Annotated in this window: 20 protein-coding genes; 3 read left to right on the forward strand and 17 right to left on the reverse strand. The window is 64.0% G+C overall.

Annotation, left to right across the window (positions count from 1 at the left end; genetic code table 11):
- The first annotated feature begins 27 nt into the window (after positions 1–27).
- Complete coding sequence (locus tag PQB87_RS19795; RefSeq protein ID WP_059812513.1) at positions 28–1,950, forward strand: SMP-30/gluconolactonase/LRE family protein; 1,923 nt, start codon at positions 28–30, stop codon at positions 1,948–1,950.
- A 52-nt stretch (positions 1,951–2,002) separates the two neighbouring features.
- Here the strand turns inward: PQB87_RS19795 and PQB87_RS19800 are convergent, their stop codons facing one another.
- From PQB87_RS19800 to tetH, 4 genes are read right to left on the reverse strand one after another with little or no spacing between them, the layout of a single operon-like run.
- Entirely contained in the window at positions 2,003–2,941 is a 939-nt protein-coding gene (locus PQB87_RS19800; RefSeq protein WP_489243541.1) for a c-type cytochrome, read from the reverse strand.
- Entirely contained in the window at positions 2,938–3,624 is a 687-nt protein-coding gene (locus PQB87_RS19805) for a c-type cytochrome (protein ID WP_059685348.1), read from the reverse strand. Before PQB87_RS19805 ends, PQB87_RS19800 begins: the two co-directional genes overlap by 4 nt.
- 60 nt (positions 3,625–3,684) lie before the next feature.
- Complete coding sequence (locus PQB87_RS19810) at positions 3,685–4,749, reverse strand: molybdate ABC transporter substrate-binding protein (RefSeq protein WP_226146849.1); 1,065 nt, start codon at positions 4,747–4,749, stop codon at positions 3,685–3,687.
- Positions 4,750–4,757: 8 nt separating this feature from the next.
- Positions 4,758–5,549, reverse strand: coding sequence for a thiosulfate dehydrogenase (gene tetH / locus PQB87_RS19815; protein ID WP_111943524.1), 792 nt, complete (start codon positions 5,547–5,549; stop codon positions 4,758–4,760).
- 389 nt (positions 5,550–5,938) lie between these two features.
- On the opposite strand from tetH, the gene PQB87_RS19820 reads away from it, so the two are divergent.
- Positions 5,939–6,814: a LysR family transcriptional regulator gene (locus PQB87_RS19820; RefSeq protein ID WP_489243543.1), complete on the forward strand. Its 876-nt coding sequence runs from the start codon at positions 5,939–5,941 to the stop codon at positions 6,812–6,814.
- Positions 6,815–6,847: 33 nt separating this feature from the next.
- Here the strand turns inward: PQB87_RS19820 and PQB87_RS19825 are convergent, their stop codons facing one another.
- The 13 genes from PQB87_RS19825 to gspG form a co-directional block, all read right to left on the reverse strand.
- On the reverse strand, positions 6,848–8,050 hold the full coding sequence (locus PQB87_RS19825) for a multidrug effflux MFS transporter (protein WP_489243544.1): 1,203 nt from the start codon (positions 8,048–8,050) through the stop codon (positions 6,848–6,850).
- A gap of 495 nt (positions 8,051–8,545) precedes the next feature.
- Positions 8,546–10,726, reverse strand: a complete 2,181-nt coding sequence (locus PQB87_RS19830; RefSeq protein ID WP_489243546.1) for a TonB-dependent siderophore receptor — start codon at positions 10,724–10,726, stop codon at positions 8,546–8,548.
- Between the two features lie 212 nt (positions 10,727–10,938).
- Positions 10,939–11,433, reverse strand: coding sequence for a hypothetical protein (locus tag PQB87_RS19835; RefSeq protein WP_146756380.1), 495 nt, complete (start codon positions 11,431–11,433; stop codon positions 10,939–10,941).
- A complete protein-coding gene (locus PQB87_RS19840) occupies positions 11,427–11,807 on the reverse strand; it encodes a type II secretion system protein (protein WP_111942717.1) in 381 nt (126 codons plus the stop codon). The genes PQB87_RS19835 and PQB87_RS19840 overlap by 7 nt, the downstream gene beginning before the upstream one ends.
- 6 nt (positions 11,808–11,813) lie before the next feature.
- Positions 11,814–12,293 carry a type II secretion system protein gene (locus tag PQB87_RS19845; RefSeq protein WP_111942719.1) on the reverse strand — a complete coding sequence of 160 codons (480 nt, stop codon included), beginning with the start codon at positions 12,291–12,293 and terminating at the stop codon, positions 11,814–11,816.
- Position 12,294: 1 nt separating this feature from the next.
- Positions 12,295–14,637 (reverse strand): secretin GspD/PilQ domain-containing protein, encoded by a 2,343-nt coding sequence (locus PQB87_RS19850; RefSeq protein WP_111942721.1) that lies wholly within the window; start codon positions 14,635–14,637, stop codon positions 12,295–12,297.
- A gap of 11 nt (positions 14,638–14,648) precedes the next feature.
- The gene (locus PQB87_RS19855) at positions 14,649–15,281 is read right to left on the reverse strand and encodes a hypothetical protein (protein ID WP_146756381.1); all 633 of its coding nucleotides are present in this window, start codon (positions 15,279–15,281) and stop codon (positions 14,649–14,651) included.
- Entirely contained in the window at positions 15,278–15,844 is a 567-nt protein-coding gene (locus PQB87_RS19860) for a hypothetical protein (protein ID WP_146756382.1), read from the reverse strand. The genes PQB87_RS19855 and PQB87_RS19860 overlap by 4 nt, the downstream gene beginning before the upstream one ends.
- A complete protein-coding gene (locus PQB87_RS19865; protein ID WP_111942727.1) occupies positions 15,841–16,407 on the reverse strand; it encodes a PilN family protein in 567 nt (188 codons plus the stop codon). The genes PQB87_RS19860 and PQB87_RS19865 overlap by 4 nt, the downstream gene beginning before the upstream one ends.
- A complete protein-coding gene (locus PQB87_RS19870) occupies positions 16,408–17,247 on the reverse strand; it encodes a hypothetical protein (protein WP_146756383.1) in 840 nt (279 codons plus the stop codon). It abuts the gene before it with no gap.
- Entirely contained in the window at positions 17,228–18,901 is a 1,674-nt protein-coding gene (locus PQB87_RS19875) for a GspE/PulE family protein (RefSeq protein ID WP_111942731.1), read from the reverse strand. The genes PQB87_RS19870 and PQB87_RS19875 overlap by 20 nt, the downstream gene beginning before the upstream one ends.
- Positions 18,898–20,154, reverse strand: coding sequence for a type II secretion system F family protein (locus PQB87_RS19880; protein WP_181523100.1), 1,257 nt, complete (start codon positions 20,152–20,154; stop codon positions 18,898–18,900). The genes PQB87_RS19875 and PQB87_RS19880 overlap by 4 nt, the downstream gene beginning before the upstream one ends.
- Positions 20,155–20,201: 47 nt before the next feature.
- Positions 20,202–20,633, reverse strand: coding sequence for a type II secretion system major pseudopilin GspG (gene gspG / locus PQB87_RS19885; protein ID WP_111942735.1), 432 nt, complete (start codon positions 20,631–20,633; stop codon positions 20,202–20,204).
- A 401-nt stretch (positions 20,634–21,034) separates the two neighbouring features.
- Between gspG and PQB87_RS19890 the strand changes: the two genes are divergently transcribed.
- The gene (locus PQB87_RS19890) at positions 21,035–21,328 is read left to right on the forward strand and encodes an RHS repeat domain-containing protein (RefSeq protein WP_146756384.1); all 294 of its coding nucleotides are present in this window, start codon (positions 21,035–21,037) and stop codon (positions 21,326–21,328) included.
- The last annotated feature ends 121 nt before the right edge of the window (positions 21,329–21,449 follow it).

Below are 21,449 nucleotides of genomic sequence, written 5' to 3' on the forward strand. Positions count from 1 at the left end.
ACAATTGAACGTTCGGGAGCATTATTCATGTCAATGAAACAAATTCGGGCGGCATTGCTGGGAATGTGCATGGCGATGCTGGCGCCGGCGAGTCACGCGCAGGTGTCGTACTCGACCGACTGGCTCGCGAACACGTACGGCACGCTGGCCCAGCACGTGGGCAACGCCGCGCGCTCGATGTGGGTCGCCCCCGAGGGCGTGATCTACACGGCGTCGCGCTGGGACGAGAACGCGGGCGGTGTCGCGCTCTACCAGAACGGTCAGCCGATGGGCACGATCGGCATCCACGACGAATTCCAGGGCGGCGCGATCACCGGCAACGCGACGTCGATCTTCGTCGCGCTCGGCTACAACCGCAACTTCGGCAGCGGCTCGGTGGGCCGCTACAACCGCGGCACGAACCAGCGCGACCTGCGCATCCCGGTCAGCACGTGGACGGGCCTGCCGAATCCGGATGTGATCACCGGCCTCGCGACCGCCGGCAACCTGCTGTATGCGAGCGATTTCTACGGCAACCGCGTGCGCGTCTATACGACCGACGGCGTCTGGCAGCGCGACATCGGCGTGACCGGGCCCGGTGCGCTGGCGCTCGATGCGGCGGGCAACCTGTGGGTGGCGCGCATGAGCGCGGGCGTGGTCGTGCAGTACAGCGCGACCGGCACGCTGATGAACACGATCCAGATGGCGGCCGGCGCACGGCCGTCGGCACTGTATTTCGACGCGTCGACGGGGCAGTTGCTGGTGGGCGACCAGGGCCCGGACATGAACATCAAGCTCTACAGCCTCGCCGGGCTGCCGCAGCAGGTCGGCACGTTCGGCGTGCAGGGCGGTTATCTCGACACGACATCGGGCATCAAGGGGCAGGTCGGCGACAAGCGCTTCACGCGCGTGGTCGGCATCGGCAAGGATGCCGGCGGCAACCTGTACGTGCTCAACAATGCGTGGGGCGGGGGCTGGGATCTCGGGCGCAACGGCAGCACCGACCTGCATTCATACGGCCCGACGGGCGCGCTGCAATGGAAGCTGCAGGCGCTGAACTTCGAGGCGATCGCCGCGCCCGACCCGGCGACCGACGGCGCGTTCTTCTATAGCGGCAACAACGTGTACACGGGCTCGGCGGGCGGCACGTTCGTCGCGAACACGGTCGATCCGTTCAGCTATCCGAAGGACCCGCGCCTCGACATGAACGACTACCAGCGCGGCCAGCACTTCGGCCAGCTCGTGACGGTCGGCGGCAACCGGATTCTCGTCGCGTCGGGCCAGAACCCCGGCAACTTCAACTTCTACTACTTCACGCCGGCGACCGGCTATATCGCGAATCCGGCCGGCTCGCTGCCGGGCAAGCCGTTCAACACGACGCTGCAGGTCACGGCCGGTTTCGACATCGACGGCAACGGCGACGTGTGGGCCGGGTTGAACGGCTCCAACGTGATTACCCGCTACCCGATGACGGGCTTCGACGCGACCGGCAAGCCGTCGTGGGGCAAGCCGACGACGACGGCCGTGCCGAGTACAGTGGCGCCCGTCACGCGCATCATCTACCAGGCGGACAGCGACACGATGATCCTCGCGCAGGGCCTCGCCGGCAACTGGGACTGGACCGCGATGAACGGGCATATCGAGGTCTATCACGGCTGGAAGAACGGCAACACGAGCGCGCCGAACCCGGTGATCAACCTGACGAGCGCGAACCCGAAATCGATCGCGGCGGCCGGCCACTACCTGTTCGTCGGCTACGTGCACACCGTGCCGAACGTCGACGTGTTCGATCTCAACACGGGCGCCCTCGTCACGACGCTGACCAACTCGAACACGTCGGCGATGGATGTCGGCAACGACGTCGACTCGATGTACGGGATCCGCGCGTACCTGCGCTCGACCGGCGAATACGTGATCACGAAGGACAACTACAACGGCACCAGCATGATCGTGTATCGCTGGCGTCCGTGAACGCGCGGCCCGAGCCGGCCGCGCGGTCTGCACGGCCTGCCCGGTGCCCGCGTCACGGCGCGCCGAGCACGCGGCCGTTCACGCTGAGCCCGTACATCGAATCGGGCGAATCGTGGAATTTCGCGCGCGTGTTGTGCACCGAGCCCGTGAAGCGCGGGTCCTGCGGACGTTCGTGGCTGTCCATGAAGGTCGCGACGTCCCACGCTTCCTGATCGGTCAGCGTGCCGCCGAGTCCGAGCGGCATGTTGGCCTTGATGAAGCCGGCCGCATTGCGGATGTCGCCCATCCCCGCGCCCCAGTTGAACGAACGCGCGCCCCACAGCGCCGGGAAGACCGCCTTGCCGCCGCTCGACTGCCCCTGGCCGTCCGCACCGTGGCACAGCGCGCAGTGCTGCGTGTAGACGGCGGCGCCGCGCGCATAGTCGGCCTTCTGCGCGGGCGGCGGCAGTTTCAGGAAACCCTGCCCCGGCAGCTTCGTGCCGACCGGCGCGCCCTTCGCGAGCCAGTACGAATAGGTTTCGAGCGCGACGAGAATCGGGTCGCCGGCCGGCGGCGCCTTGCCGTTCATGCTGTAGCGGAAGCATCCCTGCAGGCGCTCGGCGAACGTGTTCACGTGGCCGTTCTTGCTGCGGTACGCCGGATACAGCAGGTACGCGGCCCACATCGGGCTCGAATCGGGCCGCCGGCCCGCGTCGAGGTGGCAGCTCGCGCAGGTCAGCTTGTTGCCGACGTACTTGCCCGCGAACTCGGGCGTGTGCAAAAAGATCTGCTCGCCGAGCTTCACGGTCTTGCCGAACTCGTCGGCGGGGATCGCGGCTTCGGCGGGCGGCGCGAACGGCCTGGCGGCCGCCGCAACGGCGGAAGGCGCGGATGCGGAAGCGTTGGCCGGCGGTGCATCCTGCGGGGCGGCCGCGAACGCGAGCGCGGGCATCCAGGCCGCGCCGAGCAGTGCCGCGCGGGTGCGGCGGATCAGCGTCGTGCGGTCGATCATCGCTTGTCTCCCTGCGCGGCGCCGCCGCGCGCGTAGTAGGCGGCCACCGCGTCGATGTCGGCGTCGGACAGCTTGCCGGCGATCGCCGGCATCAGCGCCATCGGCCCGGGCGGGCGCGTGCCGTGCTTCCAGCCGTTCAACTGGCCGGCGATATAGGCGGCGGGCTGGCCCGCGAGCGGCGGAAACGCGCTGCCCACGCCGAGGCCGCCGGGGCCGTGACACTGGGCGCATGCGGGCAGGCCTTGCGACCAGCGTCCGCGCGTCGCGAGCCACGCGCCGGTGTTCGCCGGATCGATCGACGTGTCGTCGGCGGTGACGATGCCGGCCGGCGCGGGCAGGCTCGCGAAGTACGCGGATACCGCATCGCGCTCGTGCGGCGTCAGCAGTTTCGAGAGCGGCTGCATGACGGGATTCTGGCGGCTGCCGTCCGCGAACGCGGCAAGCTGCGCGGACAGATACGCGGCGCTCGTGCCCGCGAGGCGCGGAAAGCCGGCCGCCGCGTTGCCTTCGCCCTGGCTGCCGTGGCAGCCGATGCAGGCGGCGACGCCCGTCGTCGAACCCTGTGTCGCGAGCGTCTTGCCGAGCGTCGCGTCGTCCGCGCGCGCATGGCCGGCCAGCAGCGTCGCCGCGGCGAGCAGCAGCGGCGCGAACCGGCGTCGCGGTGTGTGCACCGTATCGTTCACGTGTCCCCTCCTTGTTGTAAGCCGCGAGCGCGCCGCCGGGCAGCCGGCGCGGCCGCGCGGTCAGCCCGCGTCGGGCCGCTTCTCCTGCTGCGCCGGCGCGAGGTGCTGCGGCGGTGTCGCCGCATCGTATCGGCCGAAGCCGTAGCGCTGGAAGATTCCGAACGCTTCCGGCGACCGGATGAACGCGAGCCATGCGCGCGCGGCTTCCGGATGCGGCGCATCCTTCACCATCGCGCCCGCATAGATCGCAGTCGTATTCTGCTCGGCCGGAATGTCGATGTGCATCAGCGGATGCCCGACCTGTTCCTGGAACGCCGCCTCGGATTGCCACAGCACGCCCGCGTCCGCGCGCCCCTGCATCAGGAACAGCGCGGTTTCCCGATGGTGGATGTGCGTGAGCTCGGTCGTGCCGGCGCGCACCTTGTCGTCGTAGACGGTACGCGCGAGCGCGTCGCCGCCGGCCTTCACGAGCGACGCGCGGATCTGTCGCGCGACGCCTTCGAATGCCGGATTGGGCATCGCAAGCTGCACGTCGGGCCGCGCGAGGTCGTTCAGCGACGCGATGCGCTTCGGATTGCCGGCGCGCACCATGATCGTCAGCTGGTTCGTCACGTAGGGCACGGCCGGGCCGGCGAGCGTGCCGTCCGCGATCAAGCCGTCGATCTTGCCGAGCCCCGCGAAATACGCGTCGGGCTTGACCGTCCACGTCATGTTGCCGACGGTGATCGTGCCGCCCGCATGGATCTGCTTCACGAGCAGGCCGGGCGGGATCGTCTCCCAGTAGATGCGGCCGCGGTACTCGGGATGGTCTTCCTCGAACTTCGCGACGAGCGGCGCCATCGCGAAGAAATAGTTGCCGCCGACGAACAGCACGAGCTTCGGCGCGGTGAGGTCGCCGTGGAAATCGGCGAGCACGTCGACCTGCGGCACCGTGAATTCGAGGCCGCGATGCGTCGCGTCGTTGTTGCGGCCGTCCTGCCAGGGCGGGAAGACGTTCGCGGCGGGGCCGGCCGGCGCAGCGAGCGACAGCGCCGATGCGCAGCAGAGCCAGGCGGCCAGCACGGCGCGCAGCGTGCGCCGACGGCGGGGCAACGGTGACGGCGGTTGCATGGGGATCGATGTCATCGCGGTGCTCATTTTGCGTACGTGAAGCCGGCCTGCTGCAGTTCGGGCAGCGTGCCGACCGCACCCGGCGTGACGATTGCCGACGGGATCACGTGGTTGGTCAGGTCGGCCGCGAGCGCGTCGAGCGGCAGCTTGTCGGGATTCGCGTTCGCGCCGTCGAGCCGCTCCGCGAGTTCCCAGATCGCGTTGTGGCACGACAGGAACACGACGCCGCGCTGCTGCAGCGCGGCGATGCTGTTGTCGTGCGACGAGAACGCGCCGTCGGGCGACTCGTGGTCTTGCGCGCCCTTCGATTGCGCGGGTTTCGCGTCGAGCAGCGTGTTGGCCGGAAAGGCGGCGCCGGCGAATTTCGCGAGGCCGTATTTGTCCCACGCGGCCTGGTCGAACAGTGCGAGATGCGCGCTGCCGTGCGTGGCCGATACGACGAGGAAATCCGGATGGCGATACGACCAGATCTGCGCGTTCAGCGAATTGCGCATCAGGTTCAACCACGGGCCGCCGAGCTCGGTGTTGTCCCATACCTGCTTCGGGCCGCCGCGGTAGCCGGTCAGTTCGGCGAGCGCCGCGTGATCCCACTGGTCGGGGCGTTCGAGGATCATCGGCACCGTCTTGAAGTCGCGCCGCCGCGGCGCGGCCGCGAGGCGGCGCGTGAGGTCGGCGAGGTGCGTGGCGCCGCCGGGCAGCAGCGCGCCGGTTTCGGGCGCGGCGGCGCGAGCGGGGCGCGCGGCGGCGAGCAGCGCGGTGCCGGCCGCAAGGCCGAGTGTCTTGAGCGCGCCTCGGCGCGCGTGCCGGTCGGACATGGGGTATCTCCCGGAATCGTTTTTGTGGGGCGTGCCGCGTTGCGGTACGGCGCTGCGGCGTCGCGAATGCGTAGCCAGTCTAGCGGCGCGCGTCCGGTACGGAAAATCGCGGTATCGGATGGGAGATATTCGGGAGGCTGATGATTGGGCGGGCGGGGTTGGGGCGATCGGTGAAACGACCATCGGTTCGGTCATTGCACTCGGCTTCGTTCGCCGAGCCCGTCGTTGAAGGGCTTCCTGCGGACGGTTCCGGTTCCGGTTTTGATCGGCGAATCGATCGTCCATTTGATACGGATGGCTGATTATCTGAAACGGGCTGCACAGGATCGACTTGTATAATCGCCTCCTGTGAATGCACACATGCCTTACCGAGAGAGAGAACGTTACTCATGAATTGGGACGATGCCCGCGTTTTTCTGGCCGTTCATCGCACCGGGACGCTGCGCGAGGCCGCGGCCGTTCTCGACGTCGATCAGGCCACCGTGGGGCGACGGTTGACCGCACTCGAGAAGGCGCTCGGTGCGAAGCTGTTTCTCAAGACATCGTCAGGTTATGTCGTGACGCAGGTCGGCGAGCATTCGCTGCAGGCCGCGGAAGCAATGGAACAGGCGGCGTGTGAATTCGAGCGCCGCGTCCAGGGCTCGGACGATCGCCTCGAAGGCGAGGTCCGGGTGACGACGACCGATTCCCTCGCGATGGATTTCGTCGTTCCCGCGATACGGGAGCTGCGCCGGAAATGTCCGGCGATACACGTGATCCTGACGACGTCCGTGCAGGTGCTCAACCTGACGCGACGCGATGCGGATCTCGCGATTCGCACCGTGATGCCGGAAAATCCCGACCTCGTGCGCCGGAAGCTCGCCGAATGGGAGGTCGGGCTGTTCGCGAGCCGCGAGTATCTGGATGCGCATGGCGAGCCCGCGATCGGAGCCGCGTTCGAAGGGCACGACCTGGTCGTCTATCAGCCCGGCACGACGTCGAACCAGGGGAGCGCGCTGTGCGGCGAGTCGATGGAACGCGGGCGCATCGTGGCGCAGGTGAGTTCGAGCCTGATGCTGGCGGCGTCGATCCGGTCGGGTATCGGCATCGGCGAACTCCCCGCGTATATGGCGCAAGACGACGATTCGCTCGTGCGAATCTGGCCCGACCGGACGCGGGCCGTGCCGTATCAGGTCTGGCTCGTATCGCATACCGACCTGAACCGGACGGCGCGCGTTCGGGCGGTCACCGCAGAGATCGCGGCTACGTTCGATCGTTATCGATAGCGGCCGTGGCCCCGCCCGCGCAGGGCCACGGGCTCAACGGGGTAGCGTGTCGCGCATCGAGAGCGTGCGCCGCGCGGCACACCAGCGCGGCACGATCGCGATGGCCGCGACGATCGCGAAGAACGGGATGGCCGCCGCCAGCACGTGGCTTCCGGTGCCGAGCAGGCCGCCGGACACGGTGGCGGCGAGCGACGCACTGCCGATCTGGAAGAAGCCGACCAGCCCCGACGCCGTCGCCGCGCGCCCGTGTTCGCTCGCGATGGCGCCCGAGACCGCGAGCGACAGCGACGATCCGTTCGACAGGCTGACGAGCACCATCGGCGCCACGATCGCGACGACCCCTTTGACGTGCCACGATTCGCACAGGGCGAACGCCATGCCGCCGGCAACGAAGCAGCCCACGCCGGCCACGACGATCGAGTCGTAGGACATCCGGTCGAGCATGCGGCGCGCAATCAGGTTGGCGGAAACGATGCCGGCGGTCAGCGGCAGATAGAGCCAGCCGCTTTGCCGTTCCGAAAGACCGAGGCCGGAGAAGATGAACGGCGACTGCGTCAGGTAGACGAACCACGCGCAATAGATCGCGCAGACGACGAGCGTGTAGCGGATGAAGGCCCGGTCCGCGAGTACGCCGGTGAAGCCGGCCAGCGGTGCGGCGCGATGTTGCCCCGGTGCGACGTGCGGCCGGGTTTCCTTCAGGAGCAACTGAACGAGCGCGAGTGCGACGACGCCGAATGCGGCGACGAAAATGAAATCGCTTCGCCACCCGAACGCCGCAGCCAGATATCCGCCGATTGCGGGGGCGATTGCCGGAGACAGCGACACGAGCGGATACACGATGCTGTAGATCTTCGCGGATGCGTTCTTGTCGCAGGTGTCGGCGATGATCGCGCGACCGATGACGAGGCCGGATGCCGCGCCGAGCGCTTCGAGCACGCGCCATCCGAGAAAGCTCGCGAAGCCGCCGGCGCTTGCGCAGCCGATCGAGCCGAGGATGTACAGGACGATGCCGGCGGTCAGCACGGGTTTGCGTCCCCATCGATCGGAGAGGGGGCCGTAGGCCAGCTGCGCGCAGGCGAGCGCGATCAGGTAAGCCGATACCGTTTGCGGCATCTGCCATGCGCCGATCGAAAACTCGTGGGCCATCGACGGCATCGCGGGCAGGTAGACGTCGGACGCGATCAGGCCGAAGGCGCTGAGCATGGAGACGACGAGGATGAGTGAGAGGTTGGACATGTTCGCAGGTGGTTGGAGCGGAGCGCGTGAGCGAATGGAGAGGTAGACGCGCATCGGGCCGCCGTGGAAAAACGCCGGGGCGATCATACGGCGCGCGATGCGGTTCGGGAGCGGGCGGAATTGCATCGCATGGATGCATTTTTGCGGGCGGTGAAGCGAGTGCCGGGGAGGCGTGCAGATGGTGGCGTCGGGTGCCGCGCGGGACGGCAGTCAAGCGGAATCCGGCGCTGGTGTGGGCGGCAAGCAACGGGGTGATTCGCTGTCGTTCCTGCTTCGCCGGCGGATCGGACGATGTTCCGTCGCCGCGTCGTTGGTGGTTGTCCGGCACAACGCGCGCGGATTCGCGGTGACCGCTTGCGAAGCGGCAAGGATGCTTCACTGGGGCAAGGGGCGAGCCGCTACGCGTCGCGAGCGGCTGCGAATACGGCCGTGGTGCATGGGCCGCCGCGTTTGGGCCGGCCCATGCACGCATCGGGCGATCGGAACGTCAGGCCATCAGAACGACACCGTCGTCGTCAGCGTGACGAGCCGCGGCTCGCCGACCGCGACGATCAGGTTGTTGTTGCTCGACGGGTAGTAGGTCTTGTCGAGCAGGTTCTTCACGTTGAGCTGGAAGCGTGTCGGGAACTTGCCGATCGTCGTTTCGTAGGCTGCGAAGGCATCGACGGTCACATAGCCGGGCAGCGTGAAGCTGTTCGCCGTGTCGCCGGAGCGTGCGCCGACGAGACGGGCGCCGCCGCCGAAGCGCCAGCGGCCGGGCAGATTCGCGATGGCCGTGTCGTACACGGCGAACAGGCTCCCGGTGTGGCGCGCGACGTTCGTGAGCGGGGTGTTGCTGTCGCGATCGGTCGCGTTCGTATACGCGTAGCTGCCGATCACGCTCAGGTGGCGCGTGATCTGCCCGGCGACGTCGAGCTCGATCCCGCGCGAGCGCGCGGTGCCGATCGTCGACGTGATGTCGCCGACCGTGACCGCGACGTTGCGCTTGTCGATCTGGTAGACCGCGAGCGTGCCGGTGATCGCGGGTTTCAGGCTGAACTTCAGCCCGGCCTCGAGCACGCGGCCGTATTCCGGCGCGAGCGGCGCGGCGACGTTCGATGCGACGTTCGGCTTGAACGACCGGCTCACGTTCGCGTAGGCGGTCAGCGCCGGCGTGAGCGCGTATGCGAGCCCGAACTGCGGCAGCCAGACGCTGCCGCGCGAGCGGTCGGCGAACACGAACGGCCGGCCCATCCCCGATTCCTGCTGCCAGTTTTCCCAGCGCAGCCCGCCTACCGCGGTGAGGCGGTCGGTGATCTTCACCGAGTCCTGCACGATCGTCGAATACGCATGCACGACCGAGCGCGAATCGCTTTGCTTCGCGTTGGGCGTGCCGCCCGCCGCGAGCAGGCCGTACACGGGATCGTAGAGATTGAAGCCCGTCGTCGCCTTGCCGCGGATCGTGTCGCCGCGGAAGCTGCGCTGCCGTTCGTATTCGCCGCCGATGTAGATCGCGTGGTTCATCCCGGCGAGCGTCACGTTGCCGAGCAGGCCGAGCGTCGCGATCTGGTCGGAGTCGTTGCGGCCGAGGTTCGCGTCGGACGAGCGCGTCATTGCGCCCGTCTTGCTGTTGAACGAGTTGCCGCGGGTGATGGTTTGGTCGTAGCGGTCGCGGCCCCAGCCGTAGGTCGCGCGCACGCGCCATGCGTCGGAGAAGCGGTGCTCGATGCGCGTCCGCAGCGTTTCCTGGATGCCGCTGCTTTGCGACCATGCTTCCTCGTAGCGGCGATAGCGCAACGCATCGTCGAGCTGGCCGTTCACGAGCACGGTGCCGCGATCGAACGGCATCGTGTAGTCGACGTACTGATAGCTGACGTCGATCGACGTATTTGCGTCGTGCCACGACAGCGCGGGCGCGATCAGCGCGTTGCGTTCGCGGCCGAAGCTGCGCCAGTAGCGGCTCGTGTCGTATTCGCCGGTCAGCCGGAACGCGAGCGTGCCGCCCGCGACCTGGCCCGGCTTGCCGAGCGGGCCCGTGAGATCGAACTGCGCGTTGCTGCCGCCGTGGTTCGTGCGCGATGCGGAGATCGAGCCGCCGAACGTGTCTTCCGGCTTGCGCGTGACGAGGTTGATCACGCCGCCCGGATCCTGCATCCCGTACAGCAGCGAAGCCGGGCCCTTCAGCACCTCGACGCGATCGATCGTCGCGAGATAGCTGTGCAGCACCGGCGTGCGCACGCCGTCGACCAGCACGGAGCCGTCGTTGTTCGATGCGAAGCCGCGCTTGATGAACGCGTCGCGCGTGCCGCCGAGCGTGTTGGTTTGCGTCACGCCGCTGATGTTGCCGAGCACGTCGTCGAGCGAACGCGCCTGCTGGTCCTGCATCACGCTGCTGCTGACCACCGCGACCGATTGCGGAATCTCCTTCAACGGACGGTCGCTGCCGCCGGCGACGCTGCTGGTGCGCGGCTGGTAGCCGATGGTCGGGTCGATGGTCGACGATGCGTTGACGTTGATGGCGGGGAGTTCTTTCCCGGCCGGCGCCGCGGGTGCCGATGCGGGTGCCGATGCGGTTGCACCGGCTTCGGCGTTGGCCGCATGCGCGCCGCTTGCGACGCAAAGGGTAATCAGGGCAGGCAGGCTCGAGCGCCACGGACGCGGGGTCCGGACGCGGCGGGGCGTTCGACGGGATGGCATGAATCGATACAGGAGGGAGTGCTAAGGATCGTGTTGCGGGCCGCGGCGTTTCGTTACGGCCAAGGCGTGCATGATATATGTAATGAGAATCATTTGCAATTGGTGATGTGCCAAGAACGGGAGATTCCCGAGCGAGCTATCCTGAGCCACGTCGCGTTCGCTACTGGAGATTTGTAACGCTCGCCGGACCAACGTTCCACGCCGCAGGTGTTTTATTTGTTGGGTGGAGCCATGATGTTCGGCACGTAGATGAATTCCCATTGTTGGTAGCTCCGCGCAGTCGAGAATCCTGTCTGATCGTTGTTGAAGCCGGTTATTTTGATGGGATTTTGGGGGGATGCACTGCGAACGCCGATCACGCCTCCTGCCGGTGCTTGAATGGTCTCGAACGCTTGTCGGGTGATCGGGTCGCGATAGAGTTGTCGCAGATAACGGCGTATCACCGGATAGCGCGGATCGCGCAACAGGTCGTCGAGCTTGTCAGGGTACGGTCGTGTGCCTGCAGGTGTGCTCTCCGAGTACTGTCGGATTGCGTCCCGATACAGGTTGCCGACGTAGAGCAGTTCCGCTTCGCGCGCCCGACGATTCGATTTGGCGACATTGTCCAGCAGCTTGCCGAGTCCGAGCGTGATGAACAGCACCATCAACAGCGCCCAAAAGTAGGCGACGCCGCGCTGACGGCCAGGACGTGTGCGACGACTCACCATGTGCTGTAATCGGTCCCGTCGAGTGCTTTGCCCATCGCACCGCTCTTTACGTCCACGATGGTTTTTTCGTCATTGTCGGTTCCCGTCACCGGCACCCAGGTATCCGCCCGGTTGGTTACGGGGTCGAGCGGAAATGCCCGCAGATAGTGCTGCTCGGTGAGTACGGTCAACTTGTCCGGATACTGGCCGGTATCGCCGTAGTACTCGTCCAGTGCCCGACGCATCACCGACAGATTTTCCCTGAGCGCAGCTTCTTTCGCGCGGTCGGTCTGGTGGATGTATCGGGGCGCGACGATCGACAGAAGCGTCGCAATGATCGCGAGTACGACCAACAATTCGATCAGAGTAAAACCGCGGGCGGGCTTGTTCGGCATCGTCGATTACCACTCCCGGTACGGAATCCCGTTGGTGCCTTTACGATGGCTTGGCGAAAACACGTCGTACACGTCGGCTCCTTCCCGTGGGTTGTCCACTTCGCTGGCATAGCTGCGCTTGCCCCAACTGTCTGCGGCGGAGATCGACGACGACGGATTCATCGGGTCACGCGGAATACGTCGTAAAAAACGGATTGTGCGGCCCTTCGGATCGCGTTGATCGGCGGTTCCCGAAACCAGCTGGTCCAACGAGATCGGATAACCGGTCGAATCGACTGAGCGTGCGATCCTCCCTTCGTCGCCGGCCAACTTGTAGGCATCGATCGCAGAGCGAATTTCCCGCAAGGCGGCCTTCAGCTCGCGCTCCTTTTCGCGTTGTTGCTGCATCTTGAGGAACGGCGTGGCGACGGACGCGATGATGGCCACCAGTGCGACCGTCACGATCATCTCGATCAGCGTGAAACCTGATTCACCGGATCGCTTCATTTCAGTCGGACACCGTCAATTGCTTGGGCAGGGCGACCGTGCCGGTCAGCAGCGCGTCGTTCCTTCGGACCTTCGGATTTTGCAGCGACAGGTTGACCGGATCCGTCGATGCCTGCCTGGCCTGGAACGTCAGCATGCCGAGCGAGCCGTCGGCGCTTGCGTTGCCGAGCGTAATGTGAACGACACTGCCGTCCTGGCGCGCGTCGAGCGCGATACCGTCGCGGGGCTCGACCTTCAGCAACCGGATTCCCGGTTGGTCTAGTACCAGGTCTATCTGTGCCTCTTCGAAGCTTGGCCCGTTCGCCAGCAAATTGACCGTAAAGCTATGGTTCGGCGGGGTTTGCGATGGCGTCGCGAGATCGAAGAGGACGCTATCCGGGGGGCTGCCCGACGGTGGCGCACCGAGCGCGGGTGACGAGGCGATGGCGATGCTGGCTCCCGATGCCGAAGCGGAGGAGTCGGCGACATCGCCGGCTGGATCGATCGTGGCGGGGGCGGGCAGATCGTCCGAATCGCTGTACCGGGCTGACGGCGTTAGCCGTAGCGGCCGGGTCGACACCTGCTCGGCCGTGCCGCTCGGGAATGCTTGAGCGTATGCGTTCGGCATCGCGAGCGAGCGGGCGATATGCGGCGTGATCAGCAGTACGATTTCCGAGCGCGTGGCGGTGTCGCTGTTGTTCGAGAACAGTCGCCCAAGCATGGGAATTTTTCCCAGACCAGGAACATGCGTGCCGGATTCCTGAGTGTCGTTCTTGATCAGGCCCGCCAACGCCTGCGTTTCGCCTTCGTGCAGCCGCAGCACCGTATTCGCGTTGCGTGTGCCGATCTGATAAGCGAGGAGGCCGGTGGCCGAAGAACGAACTTCCTTGACGATATTGCTGACTTCCAGCGCCACCTTCATCGTCACATCGTTATCGACATGGATCTCCGGTTCGACCTCGAGCTTCAGGCCGACATCCAGATAGTTGACCGATTCGGTGATCGCATTGGACGTTTGATTTACCGTCGACGTGATGACCGGCACCTTGTCGCCGATCAACACGCTGGCCTTTTCGTGATTGACGACGCGAATGCGCGGATTGGCCAGCGTACGCGTGCTGCCGCTCGTTTGACGCAGGTTCAGCACTGCGAGCGGATCCGGAAAACTCAACGGGAAGCTATCCTTGTTCAGGTGCTTCAGATCGCCGATCGTCATGCTGCCGGCCATGCCTGTCGGTCCGACCATCCTGGCGCTGACGCTGTCCGGAAACTGGATCCCCAGATTGAGCAGATCGCTCGAATTGACCTCCAGCACCTCGACGTCGAGAATCACTTCCGGGCTCGCGATGTCGTAGAGATTCAGCAGCCGGACGATCGTGTCCTGCACCGTTTCGGTGTCGCGTACCACCAGCATCTTCAGCCGATCGTCCACGTACATCGATTTTGGCGCGACGATCGTGCGCAGCATGTCCTGAACCTTCTGCGGATTTGCGCTATTCAGGTAATAGGAACGCACGACCAGATCGTCGTAGCGCTTTTTCTTTTCTTCGGTCGACGGATAGATCAGCATCGTTGTGTCGTTCAACACCTTCCTTTCGAGCTGCGAAGTCTGCAATATCAAGTTCAGCGCATCGATTACCGATGTATCGCGTGCGTAGACGGTCGTGCGCAGATCGGGGCTGACGTCCTTGTCCAGCACGAAGCTGACGCCGGATGTCTGGGTCAGGATCGACAGTACCGAGCGGATGTCGACATCCTTCAGTTCCAGCGTGACCGGCTTTTGCAGCGATTGATTCAGCGCCGGCAGGACCATCGTCGCACGCGTGGATTGCGCGTCGACCTGTTGCAGCGTCGAGCTGGCTACTTTGTGACCGGGGTGTTCCGACAGGATCGCGTTCAGCAACTGCCGGGCAGTCGTGGTGTCGCCCTTGCCGAGCGCCGCGCGCGCTTCATCCAGTTCGGCTCGCGCACGCTGTTCGCGAGCGATCAGACCCACGCCGCGCAACGCCTCGCTATGCTGCGGATCGTAACGCAGCACTTGCTGATACGCGGCCAGTGCTTCGTCGGCCTGGCTGTTTGCGCGCGCGATCGCAGCCTTTTGCATCAGCAACCGCACCTGATTGTCGCGCTCGGTAATGAATTTCATTCGATACCGCTCCGGATTCTCCTTCGATGCCTGCTGAATCTGCTCCAGCCCCTGTCCGACCTGACCTTTTTCGATCAGCTTGTTACCTTGGCGCCAGTCGGTATAGCCCACGCAGCCGCTGAAACCAGCGACGAGTACAGTCAACGCCAAGGCCCGCGGCAACCGTCGAATCGAGCCGGAAACAGCGTTTGCTCGACACTTGAAACACATCTGGTTCATTCTTCTGCCTGTCAATGGACGGGTTGGATCTGTACGTCGGCCGGATTACTGGCCAGAAAGCCCTGGCCGACCTGGGCGGGCATTCCGCCGGGCTGACCGCCGCTGGCGCGGCCACCCATCGCGATCGAGCGGGTTTCGCCGGAATGCACGTGCCGCAGCGTGACGTTGGTCGACGAGATCGACTGGATTTTCCAACTGCCGTCCAACATGCCGCCTTGACTCAGCACGATCGGTTCGCCGCCGCTCGATGCGAAGAAGACCTGCGTATTGCCGTCTCGAATCATGCGGCCCAGATACACGATGTCCGGTGCGGTGGGTCGGGACGGGGGAGAGGACGGCAACGGCGGCGGATTATCCGTACTGGCGAGCGAGCCGGCTGGCGGTAATGGCGGCAGATTCGATGCAGTCTTCGGCTCGGGTGCGTCGGCCGTCGTCATCGGATCCGGCAACCGTGGACGCCGCCAGGGCGCATCGGGCTGTTCGGCTCGTGAGGGAACGGTTGTCCGGGAGTCAGGGGGCAGTTTGTCGGCCCGTTCCATCAGCACCGGTAGTTCAACGGGATCCGGTTTCAGCAACGAAACGACCGAGCCGACAATCGTCGCGGCCAGCACGAGCTGTACGGGAACGGATACGGTCCGCTTCATGCAGCCGGTCTCACCCTGTAATACAGGTGGATGTCCAGTTTCTGTTCGACCTTCGTCGATCCGTCGGTGCCTTTCGCGTAGGCCAGACGGGCGATCGAAAGATTCGGCAATGCATTGAGCATCGCCTGCAGGAACCGGCGGTGGGCTTCGTCAGACCCGTTGATATCCATATGCATCGCGAGCTTCTCGATCGGTAGCTCGGCAAGCGACTCATACCGGTAGTCCGCCCGCGTGATGACGATGCCATGCTTGTCCGCGAGCGTATGCAAATCGCGTAGCTGATCCGGGTAGGTGTCGAACTCCGGCAAGGTAGCTGCGAATTCCTTCGCCAGATTGCGCGGCCCGGCCTTCAGTGCAGCAGGTCTGACTGGCGCAGGTTCCGGTATCGACGTCAGTTGTATCGCCATCCGCCGCGTTTCCTTGAACAATGGATAATCGATCGCACCGATCAGCAGCGCCCACAGAGCCAGTAGCGCGGCGACGGCGATGTGCGGCGATTTGAGTCGATTCAACAGCCAGGTCCCGCGCCAGGATACGACTTGCAGGATGCGTTGACGGTTCATGGTCGTCTCCAATCAGCGCTTAATGTAAAAGACAGCGTCGACGATAGCGTGCCCGACAGCCCCGGCAGGTTCGGCAGGGGGGGAACGGAGTCCTGAGCAAGCGTCGGGCTGGCATCAGCATTTCTCGTCTGGCTGACTAGCTGGATGGATGACCAGGCCGGATTTTCGTGCAGCGCGGTGATCAGATCGAGCACATCTTGTGTTCGATTGGCGATGCCACCGATTCGCACGTGCCGAATATCGACGTCGGGCTCCAGCGTCAGCAGATTGACGCCGGGTTGCGTTGCCGCTCCCAAGCTGTCCAGCATGTCGGTCCACGGATAACGCATCTCGACGAAGACGCGATCGAGTACGACAGGGGAGGGGGGCGCCGCAGGACGCGTCGGTACGGCGGCCTGGTGCGACAGATGCCTGGCATGCTCGACGATCTCGTTGCGTTGCGTAAGCAGCACGTCGCGCCACCACAATGCATGAAGACATGCTGCGAGTGCGACGCCGCCGACGGCGACCCACGGCCGGTTCCAGCGGGACCGAGGTGCATAGTTCCAGTTCAGACGACCCATTCAGACGACTCCGCAAAGCGCGTAGGCAAGCTGCGCGTCGTCATTCGGTGCGTGACCGTCGAGCGTCAACGCGCCGCCGGTAGCAGCGGCCTTGCTACGCGCTGGAAAGATCCAGGTTGCGTCGACGGGCATTGTGGATGGCGGGGTGTCGGAAAACGGCTGAATCGAGAAGGTCGTCACGTGGCCGTGGTCGTAACCCACGCGTAGCAGACGCGGCCCCTCGACGAGCGCGAGTACCCCGGTACTCTTCTTCATCCGTGCAAAAAAGTGGTCCCACACCACGCTCATGGCGGGGACGATCAGCCGGGCCCGGCTTGCCCGCCGCTTGGAAAAAGTCGTCAGTTCGCGAATCACGTCGTTCGCGATCAGTGATACCAGGCGTGGCCGGCCAAACGCGAGCGGCCCAAATCGTAGCTGATAGGTATCGATGGGGATGTCGCCGCCAAAGCTTTGTACAAAGAGCGCGGTCGTCAGAGATCGGCAGAATGCGTCTCGCGCCAAGCGCGGATCCCAGGGCAGCAGCAAATAGCGAACATGACCGATGCCGACGATCCACTCGATTTCGCCGCGCATCGGCTGCACGTCCAACCACGCACCGAGCGTCGTCAATTGGCCGGCCAAACCATGTGCGTCGCTACTCGGGCGCAGGATTGTTTTATGCCGTACCACCGGCTTGAAGCGCCCGGTGAGGCGGCACACGGCCAGCGCATCGTGCCCGAGATATACGCGCAGCCGCTCCGGCCGCGTCGCCCTGACCACCCATTCGTTGACTTCGAGAGCGAGCTCTGCAGTCCGCCGGACGGCTTGCCGAATGGCGGGCTCAATCGGAAAACGTGACACGATTGATTTCTTCCAGGGTAGTCTGTCCGCGCTTGACGGCTTCGATCGCCTGTTCGCGCATCAGGCGCATCCCGCGCTGGCGTGCCATCTCTTTCAGTCGACTGGTCGGCATTTGCTGCAGAATCGCCTCGCGTAGCGGGTCGTCCAACACCAGCACTTCCGCCAATGCGCACCGGCCGCGATAGCCGTTGCCTCGACAGTTCGCGCAGCCCGTGCCCTTCATCAACGTTCCATCTGCCAATTGTCCGCGCGTGACGCGCGAATCCCGCAGTAATGCTTCATCCGGCATGACCGGTACCGCGCAATGCGTGCAATTCAACCGGACCAGACGCTGTGCGACTACTCCGTTCAACGCCGTCACGAAGCTGTACGGATCGATCTGCATGTGCCTGAAGCGGCTCAGCACGTCGAACACGTTGTTCGCATGGACGGTCGTATAGACCAGGTGTCCGGTCAACGCCGCTTGAATCGCGATTTCCGCCGTTTCGCGGTCGCGAATCTCGCCGACCAGAATCCGGTCGGGGTCGTGCCGCAGAATCGAGCGCAGCCCGCGTGCAAACGTCAGGCCTTTTTTTTCGTTGACGGGAATTTGCAGAATGTCGTCGAGTTGATACTCGACCGGATCCTCGATCGTGATGATCTTGTCGTCGCCGCGCTTGATCTCGGATAGCGTTGCATACAGCGTGGTGGTTTTGCCGGAGCCGGTGGGGCCCGTGACGAGCAGCATGCCGTAGGGTTGATTCGCGAGCCGGCGCATCACCTGACGTGTCGGCTCGTCTATGCCTAGCATGTCCAGGTTCAACTGCGCCATGTCTGTAGTCAGCGATTGCCGATCGAGAATCCGCAACACCGCGTCTTCTCCGAACAGGCCTGGCATGATCGACACCCGGAAATCCACTTCGCGCGGTTCGATCGACACGGAGAAGCGCCCGTCTTGTGGGATGCGCTTTTCTCCGATGTCGAGTTCGGCCATCACTTTCAGGCGCGAAATAACCTGTTCGGAGATTGTTGGGTCCGGCAGGATGCGCGCGGTCGAGATGACGCCGTCGATTCGGTACTTGATCGCGAGCCCGCGCGGCGAGTTTTCGAAATGGATGTCCGATACACGGTTACGGTGCGCGTCGTACAGCGTCGAATTGACGAGCCGTACGACCTGACTTTCGTCGCCGGCGATCGAGGCCAGCGATATTTCCTCCGAATCACTCGCGCCGTGGTCCGTCTTGTCGAGCCGGATCAACTGGGACAGCGCATCCTGATCGCTGCCGAACCGGGCCAGTAATGCCTTCAGTTCGAGCGGGTGCGCGAAGGCCAGATCGAAATGGCCGGGAATGCGGTAGCTTGCCTGCGTAATCAGCGTGGTATGCCAGGGATCGTCGCAGACCAGGGTGCGGCAGTCGCCGCCGTCGTGCAAAACCACGCAATTTTGCTGCAGGCATTCCGCATAGCTGAAACCGGAAAAATCCGGTGTCATTGCTTCCATCTGCGCGAGCCGAAGCAGGGCCATCCCGCTTTCGGTGGCGACGAACCGCAGCATTGTATCGGCAGAGAAGCTAGCGGTCTTCTCGAGTATGCATAGAACGGGCTCGCCGTCGGTGCGGGCCAGCGTTCGGGCTTGCGCGAGCAGCGATGCTGTGTCGGTCAATGCGTCGCTCATTGCAGACTCCCCGCGAGATCGAATACCGGCAGATACAGCAGCACGACGATCGAGCCGATTCCCAGGCCCATGATTAGCATCAGGACCGGTTCCGCGAGACGTGCGAACCGCTCGACCCATTGGGTGATTTCGCGCTCGTGGAACCTCGCTGCCTGTTCCAGCATTCCGGCGATCTGGCCGTTGCGCTCGCCAGCACGCAGCAGGCGCAGTGCAATCGTGGTCGTCAGCCCTTCATGCCGCAGGCTTTCGCTCAATTTCCTGCCTTGTGCAATGTGGGTCATGGAGCGGGTGAGGCCGTCCTGAAGCGTGAACGGCAGCAATTCCCGAGTCATGTCGAGCGAGGGCAGCAGCGGGACGCCGCCGTGCAGCAGCATCCCGAGCGAGCGGTAGAAGCGTGCAAGTTGCATCAGTTTCAGCATTTCGCCGATCCAGCCAATCCGGCCGAGCAATGCCAGACACCGTCGTTGCCACGCAGGACGCGTGAACACTGCGGCGGCACCAATGAGCAGGGCGAGCAAGCAGCCAAGCGAAGCGAGCGTGTGCTCGCTGACGAGCAATCCCGCATCGAGCAACCACCGTGACAGCAGCGGTAAATCTGCCGACGGCATCCCTTCGTAGACGTGTGCGAAGCGGGGCGCGAGAAACCAGACCAGAAAGAATGCGACTGCGGTTCCCGTGAGCATCAGTAGCGCGGGATAGAGCGACGCGGAGATGAGCTTTTGCCGGACGATGCTGACCTGCGCGTGATACTGCAGGTAGCGCTCCAGCGCATCGGTCAATCCACCCGTCTGTTCGCTGGCGGAGACCATCGCGATGAACAGCGCCGAAAAGCAATCGGGGTGTGCTGCAAGCGCCGCCGAAAACGATTTGCCCTGCCGCATCAGGCGGACCAGTTCCGGCAGCACATGGTGGCCTTGTTCTTCTGCAGCGCCGGGTCGGCTTTGTCGCTCGCGTTCGTCCAGGGTCTCGAGCGCTTCGGTGAGCGCCAATCCGGCACGCAGCAATACCAGTAGTTCGTAGACGAACAGCGGCAGGTCGAAACGCCGACGCGTGAAGAGGCCGGCGAGCGGCAGGCTGGAGCGTGTCGCACCCGAACGCCCGCCACCGGTTGAGCCGATTTCGACAACCTGCACGCCCGCTTGTCTTGCGCGGCGCATCGCTTCCCGTTGTGCGTCTTCACGATTCGATGCGATCAAATCGAACTGTTGCAGTTCGCCGCGCGCATTCAGGCCAAGCAAGAAGAATTTCGACACGATACTGACCAACCGACGATGACGGCCTGCTGGAAAACACCAGGGGCTCAGTTGTGGAGGGTGTTGGCGGCTGACGCGCTTTTGCTCGGGCCGTACGACACGACGTCGTAATCCGGGTTGTGCGTGCCGGGCGACACGTACTGGTACGGCATGCCCCATGGGTCCAGCGGCACAGCTTTTTTCAGATAAGGGCCGTTCCAGCCGGGGGTGCCGTCGGCGGGCGGAGAAACCAGCAGCGCTAATCCTTCCCGGGTCGTCGGATAACGGCCGATGTCCAGCCGCAACTGGTCGACGGCTTTGCTCAAGACATGAATCTGCGCGTTCGCGGTGGTCACTTTCGACTTGTCGACGTTCGCAAAAAGTCGCGGCCCGACGATGCCCGCGAGGAGCCCGATGATAACCAGGACGACCAGCAATTCGAGGAGCGTAAAGCCCCGCTGGTTGATCGTGCTCACCTTTTGGTTCGTGAATTTACGCATGGTCTCTGCAGGAATTTTTGCCGAACTATATCGGCTTGATTTCCATATGTAAAGGCATGCTAACCGTTGTGAATTATGTGGCTTCAGGGTGGTGGGTGGTGAACAGGAATTGAATTTCAGGGTGGCGATGCTTCGTTGTGACACTTTTTGACGAAGGATTTCATGCGATTGGCGCGTATTCGAGTGCGGTGAAATCGAATGGGGGCTTGCATGGAGAAGATTTGGTGCGTCGTGTTTCGAATTTGTCCGATTTATCGAATTTGATGTGTGTGCAGTGAATATGTAGATTCGCTTCGGAAAGCGTTTGTCTTGTCGTTCGCGTTATGCAATGAATATTCGGATTTGTACGATATATAAATCCTTCGTTGATGAAGTGAAGATCAAAAAGGAGGGGCGTCGCCATGTATGAACTTGAAGATATGTCCGGGACGAGGGGCGCGAGGATACCCGAAGGCTGGCGAGATCGCTCGGCGCCGGGAACGATGCGATCCGCACCGGGGTGGGTGGTAGGCGTCGTTTTGCTGGCATTGTCGGCAACTGCGTATCCGGCCAGTCAAGCCGACTACACGTACGACGCTTTGGGCCGATTGACGAAGGTGGTCTATAGCGATGGCGCCAAGGCCACCACCATCATCTACAACTATGATGCTGCCGGCAATCGTACAAGTGTCGTTTCTTCAACGCCGTCGGCATAACAAGAATTTCGGGGGATGTCGCAAGGGGAGTTTGGTATGTACGAAACTAATGATTAGGAATTCGTACAAAATCGAAGTTTCCTTGATTCGTTTCGGCATTTGTCCATGGTGAGAAATGGAC

This window comes from Burkholderia sp. KL41 (genome assembly GCF_057005415.2).

Excerpts from the sequence above, each read along its gene's own strand:
- PQB87_RS19865 (WP_111942727.1), bottom strand. The coding sequence starts at position 16,407 with ATGGGTCGTCTGAACTGGAACTATGCACCTCGGTCCCGCTGGAACCGG.
- PQB87_RS19875 (WP_111942731.1), bottom strand. The coding sequence starts at position 18,901 with ATGAGCGACGCATTGACCGACACAGCATCGCTGCTCGCGCAAGCCCGA.
- PQB87_RS19840 (WP_111942717.1), bottom strand. The coding sequence starts at position 11,807 with ATGCCGAACAAGCCCGCCCGCGGTTTTACTCTGATCGAATTGTTGGTC.
- gspG (WP_111942735.1), bottom strand. The coding sequence starts at position 20,633 with ATGCGTAAATTCACGAACCAAAAGGTGAGCACGATCAACCAGCGGGGC.
- PQB87_RS19845 (WP_111942719.1), bottom strand. The coding sequence starts at position 12,293 with ATGAAGCGATCCGGTGAATCAGGTTTCACGCTGATCGAGATGATCGTG.
- PQB87_RS19800 (WP_489243541.1), bottom strand. The coding sequence starts at position 2,941 with ATGATCGACCGCACGACGCTGATCCGCCGCACCCGCGCGGCACTGCTC.
- PQB87_RS19825 (WP_489243544.1), bottom strand. The coding sequence starts at position 8,050 with ATGTCCAACCTCTCACTCATCCTCGTCGTCTCCATGCTCAGCGCCTTC.
- PQB87_RS19820 (WP_489243543.1), top strand. The coding sequence starts at position 5,939 with ATGAATTGGGACGATGCCCGCGTTTTTCTGGCCGTTCATCGCACCGGG.
- PQB87_RS19795 (WP_059812513.1), top strand. The coding sequence starts at position 28 with ATGTCAATGAAACAAATTCGGGCGGCATTGCTGGGAATGTGCATGGCG.
- PQB87_RS19850 (WP_111942721.1), bottom strand. The coding sequence starts at position 14,637 with ATGAACCAGATGTGTTTCAAGTGTCGAGCAAACGCTGTTTCCGGCTCG.
- PQB87_RS19860 (WP_146756382.1), bottom strand. The coding sequence starts at position 15,844 with ATGAACCGTCAACGCATCCTGCAAGTCGTATCCTGGCGCGGGACCTGG.
- PQB87_RS19890 (WP_146756384.1), top strand. The coding sequence starts at position 21,035 with ATGTATGAACTTGAAGATATGTCCGGGACGAGGGGCGCGAGGATACCC.
- PQB87_RS19810 (WP_226146849.1), bottom strand. The coding sequence starts at position 4,749 with ATGACATCGATCCCCATGCAACCGCCGTCACCGTTGCCCCGCCGTCGG.
- tetH (WP_111943524.1), bottom strand. The coding sequence starts at position 5,549 with ATGTCCGACCGGCACGCGCGCCGAGGCGCGCTCAAGACACTCGGCCTT.
- PQB87_RS19855 (WP_146756381.1), bottom strand. The coding sequence starts at position 15,281 with ATGAAGCGGACCGTATCCGTTCCCGTACAGCTCGTGCTGGCCGCGACG.
- PQB87_RS19835 (WP_146756380.1), bottom strand. The coding sequence starts at position 11,433 with ATGGTGAGTCGTCGCACACGTCCTGGCCGTCAGCGCGGCGTCGCCTAC.
- PQB87_RS19830 (WP_489243546.1), bottom strand. The coding sequence starts at position 10,726 with ATGCCATCCCGTCGAACGCCCCGCCGCGTCCGGACCCCGCGTCCGTGG.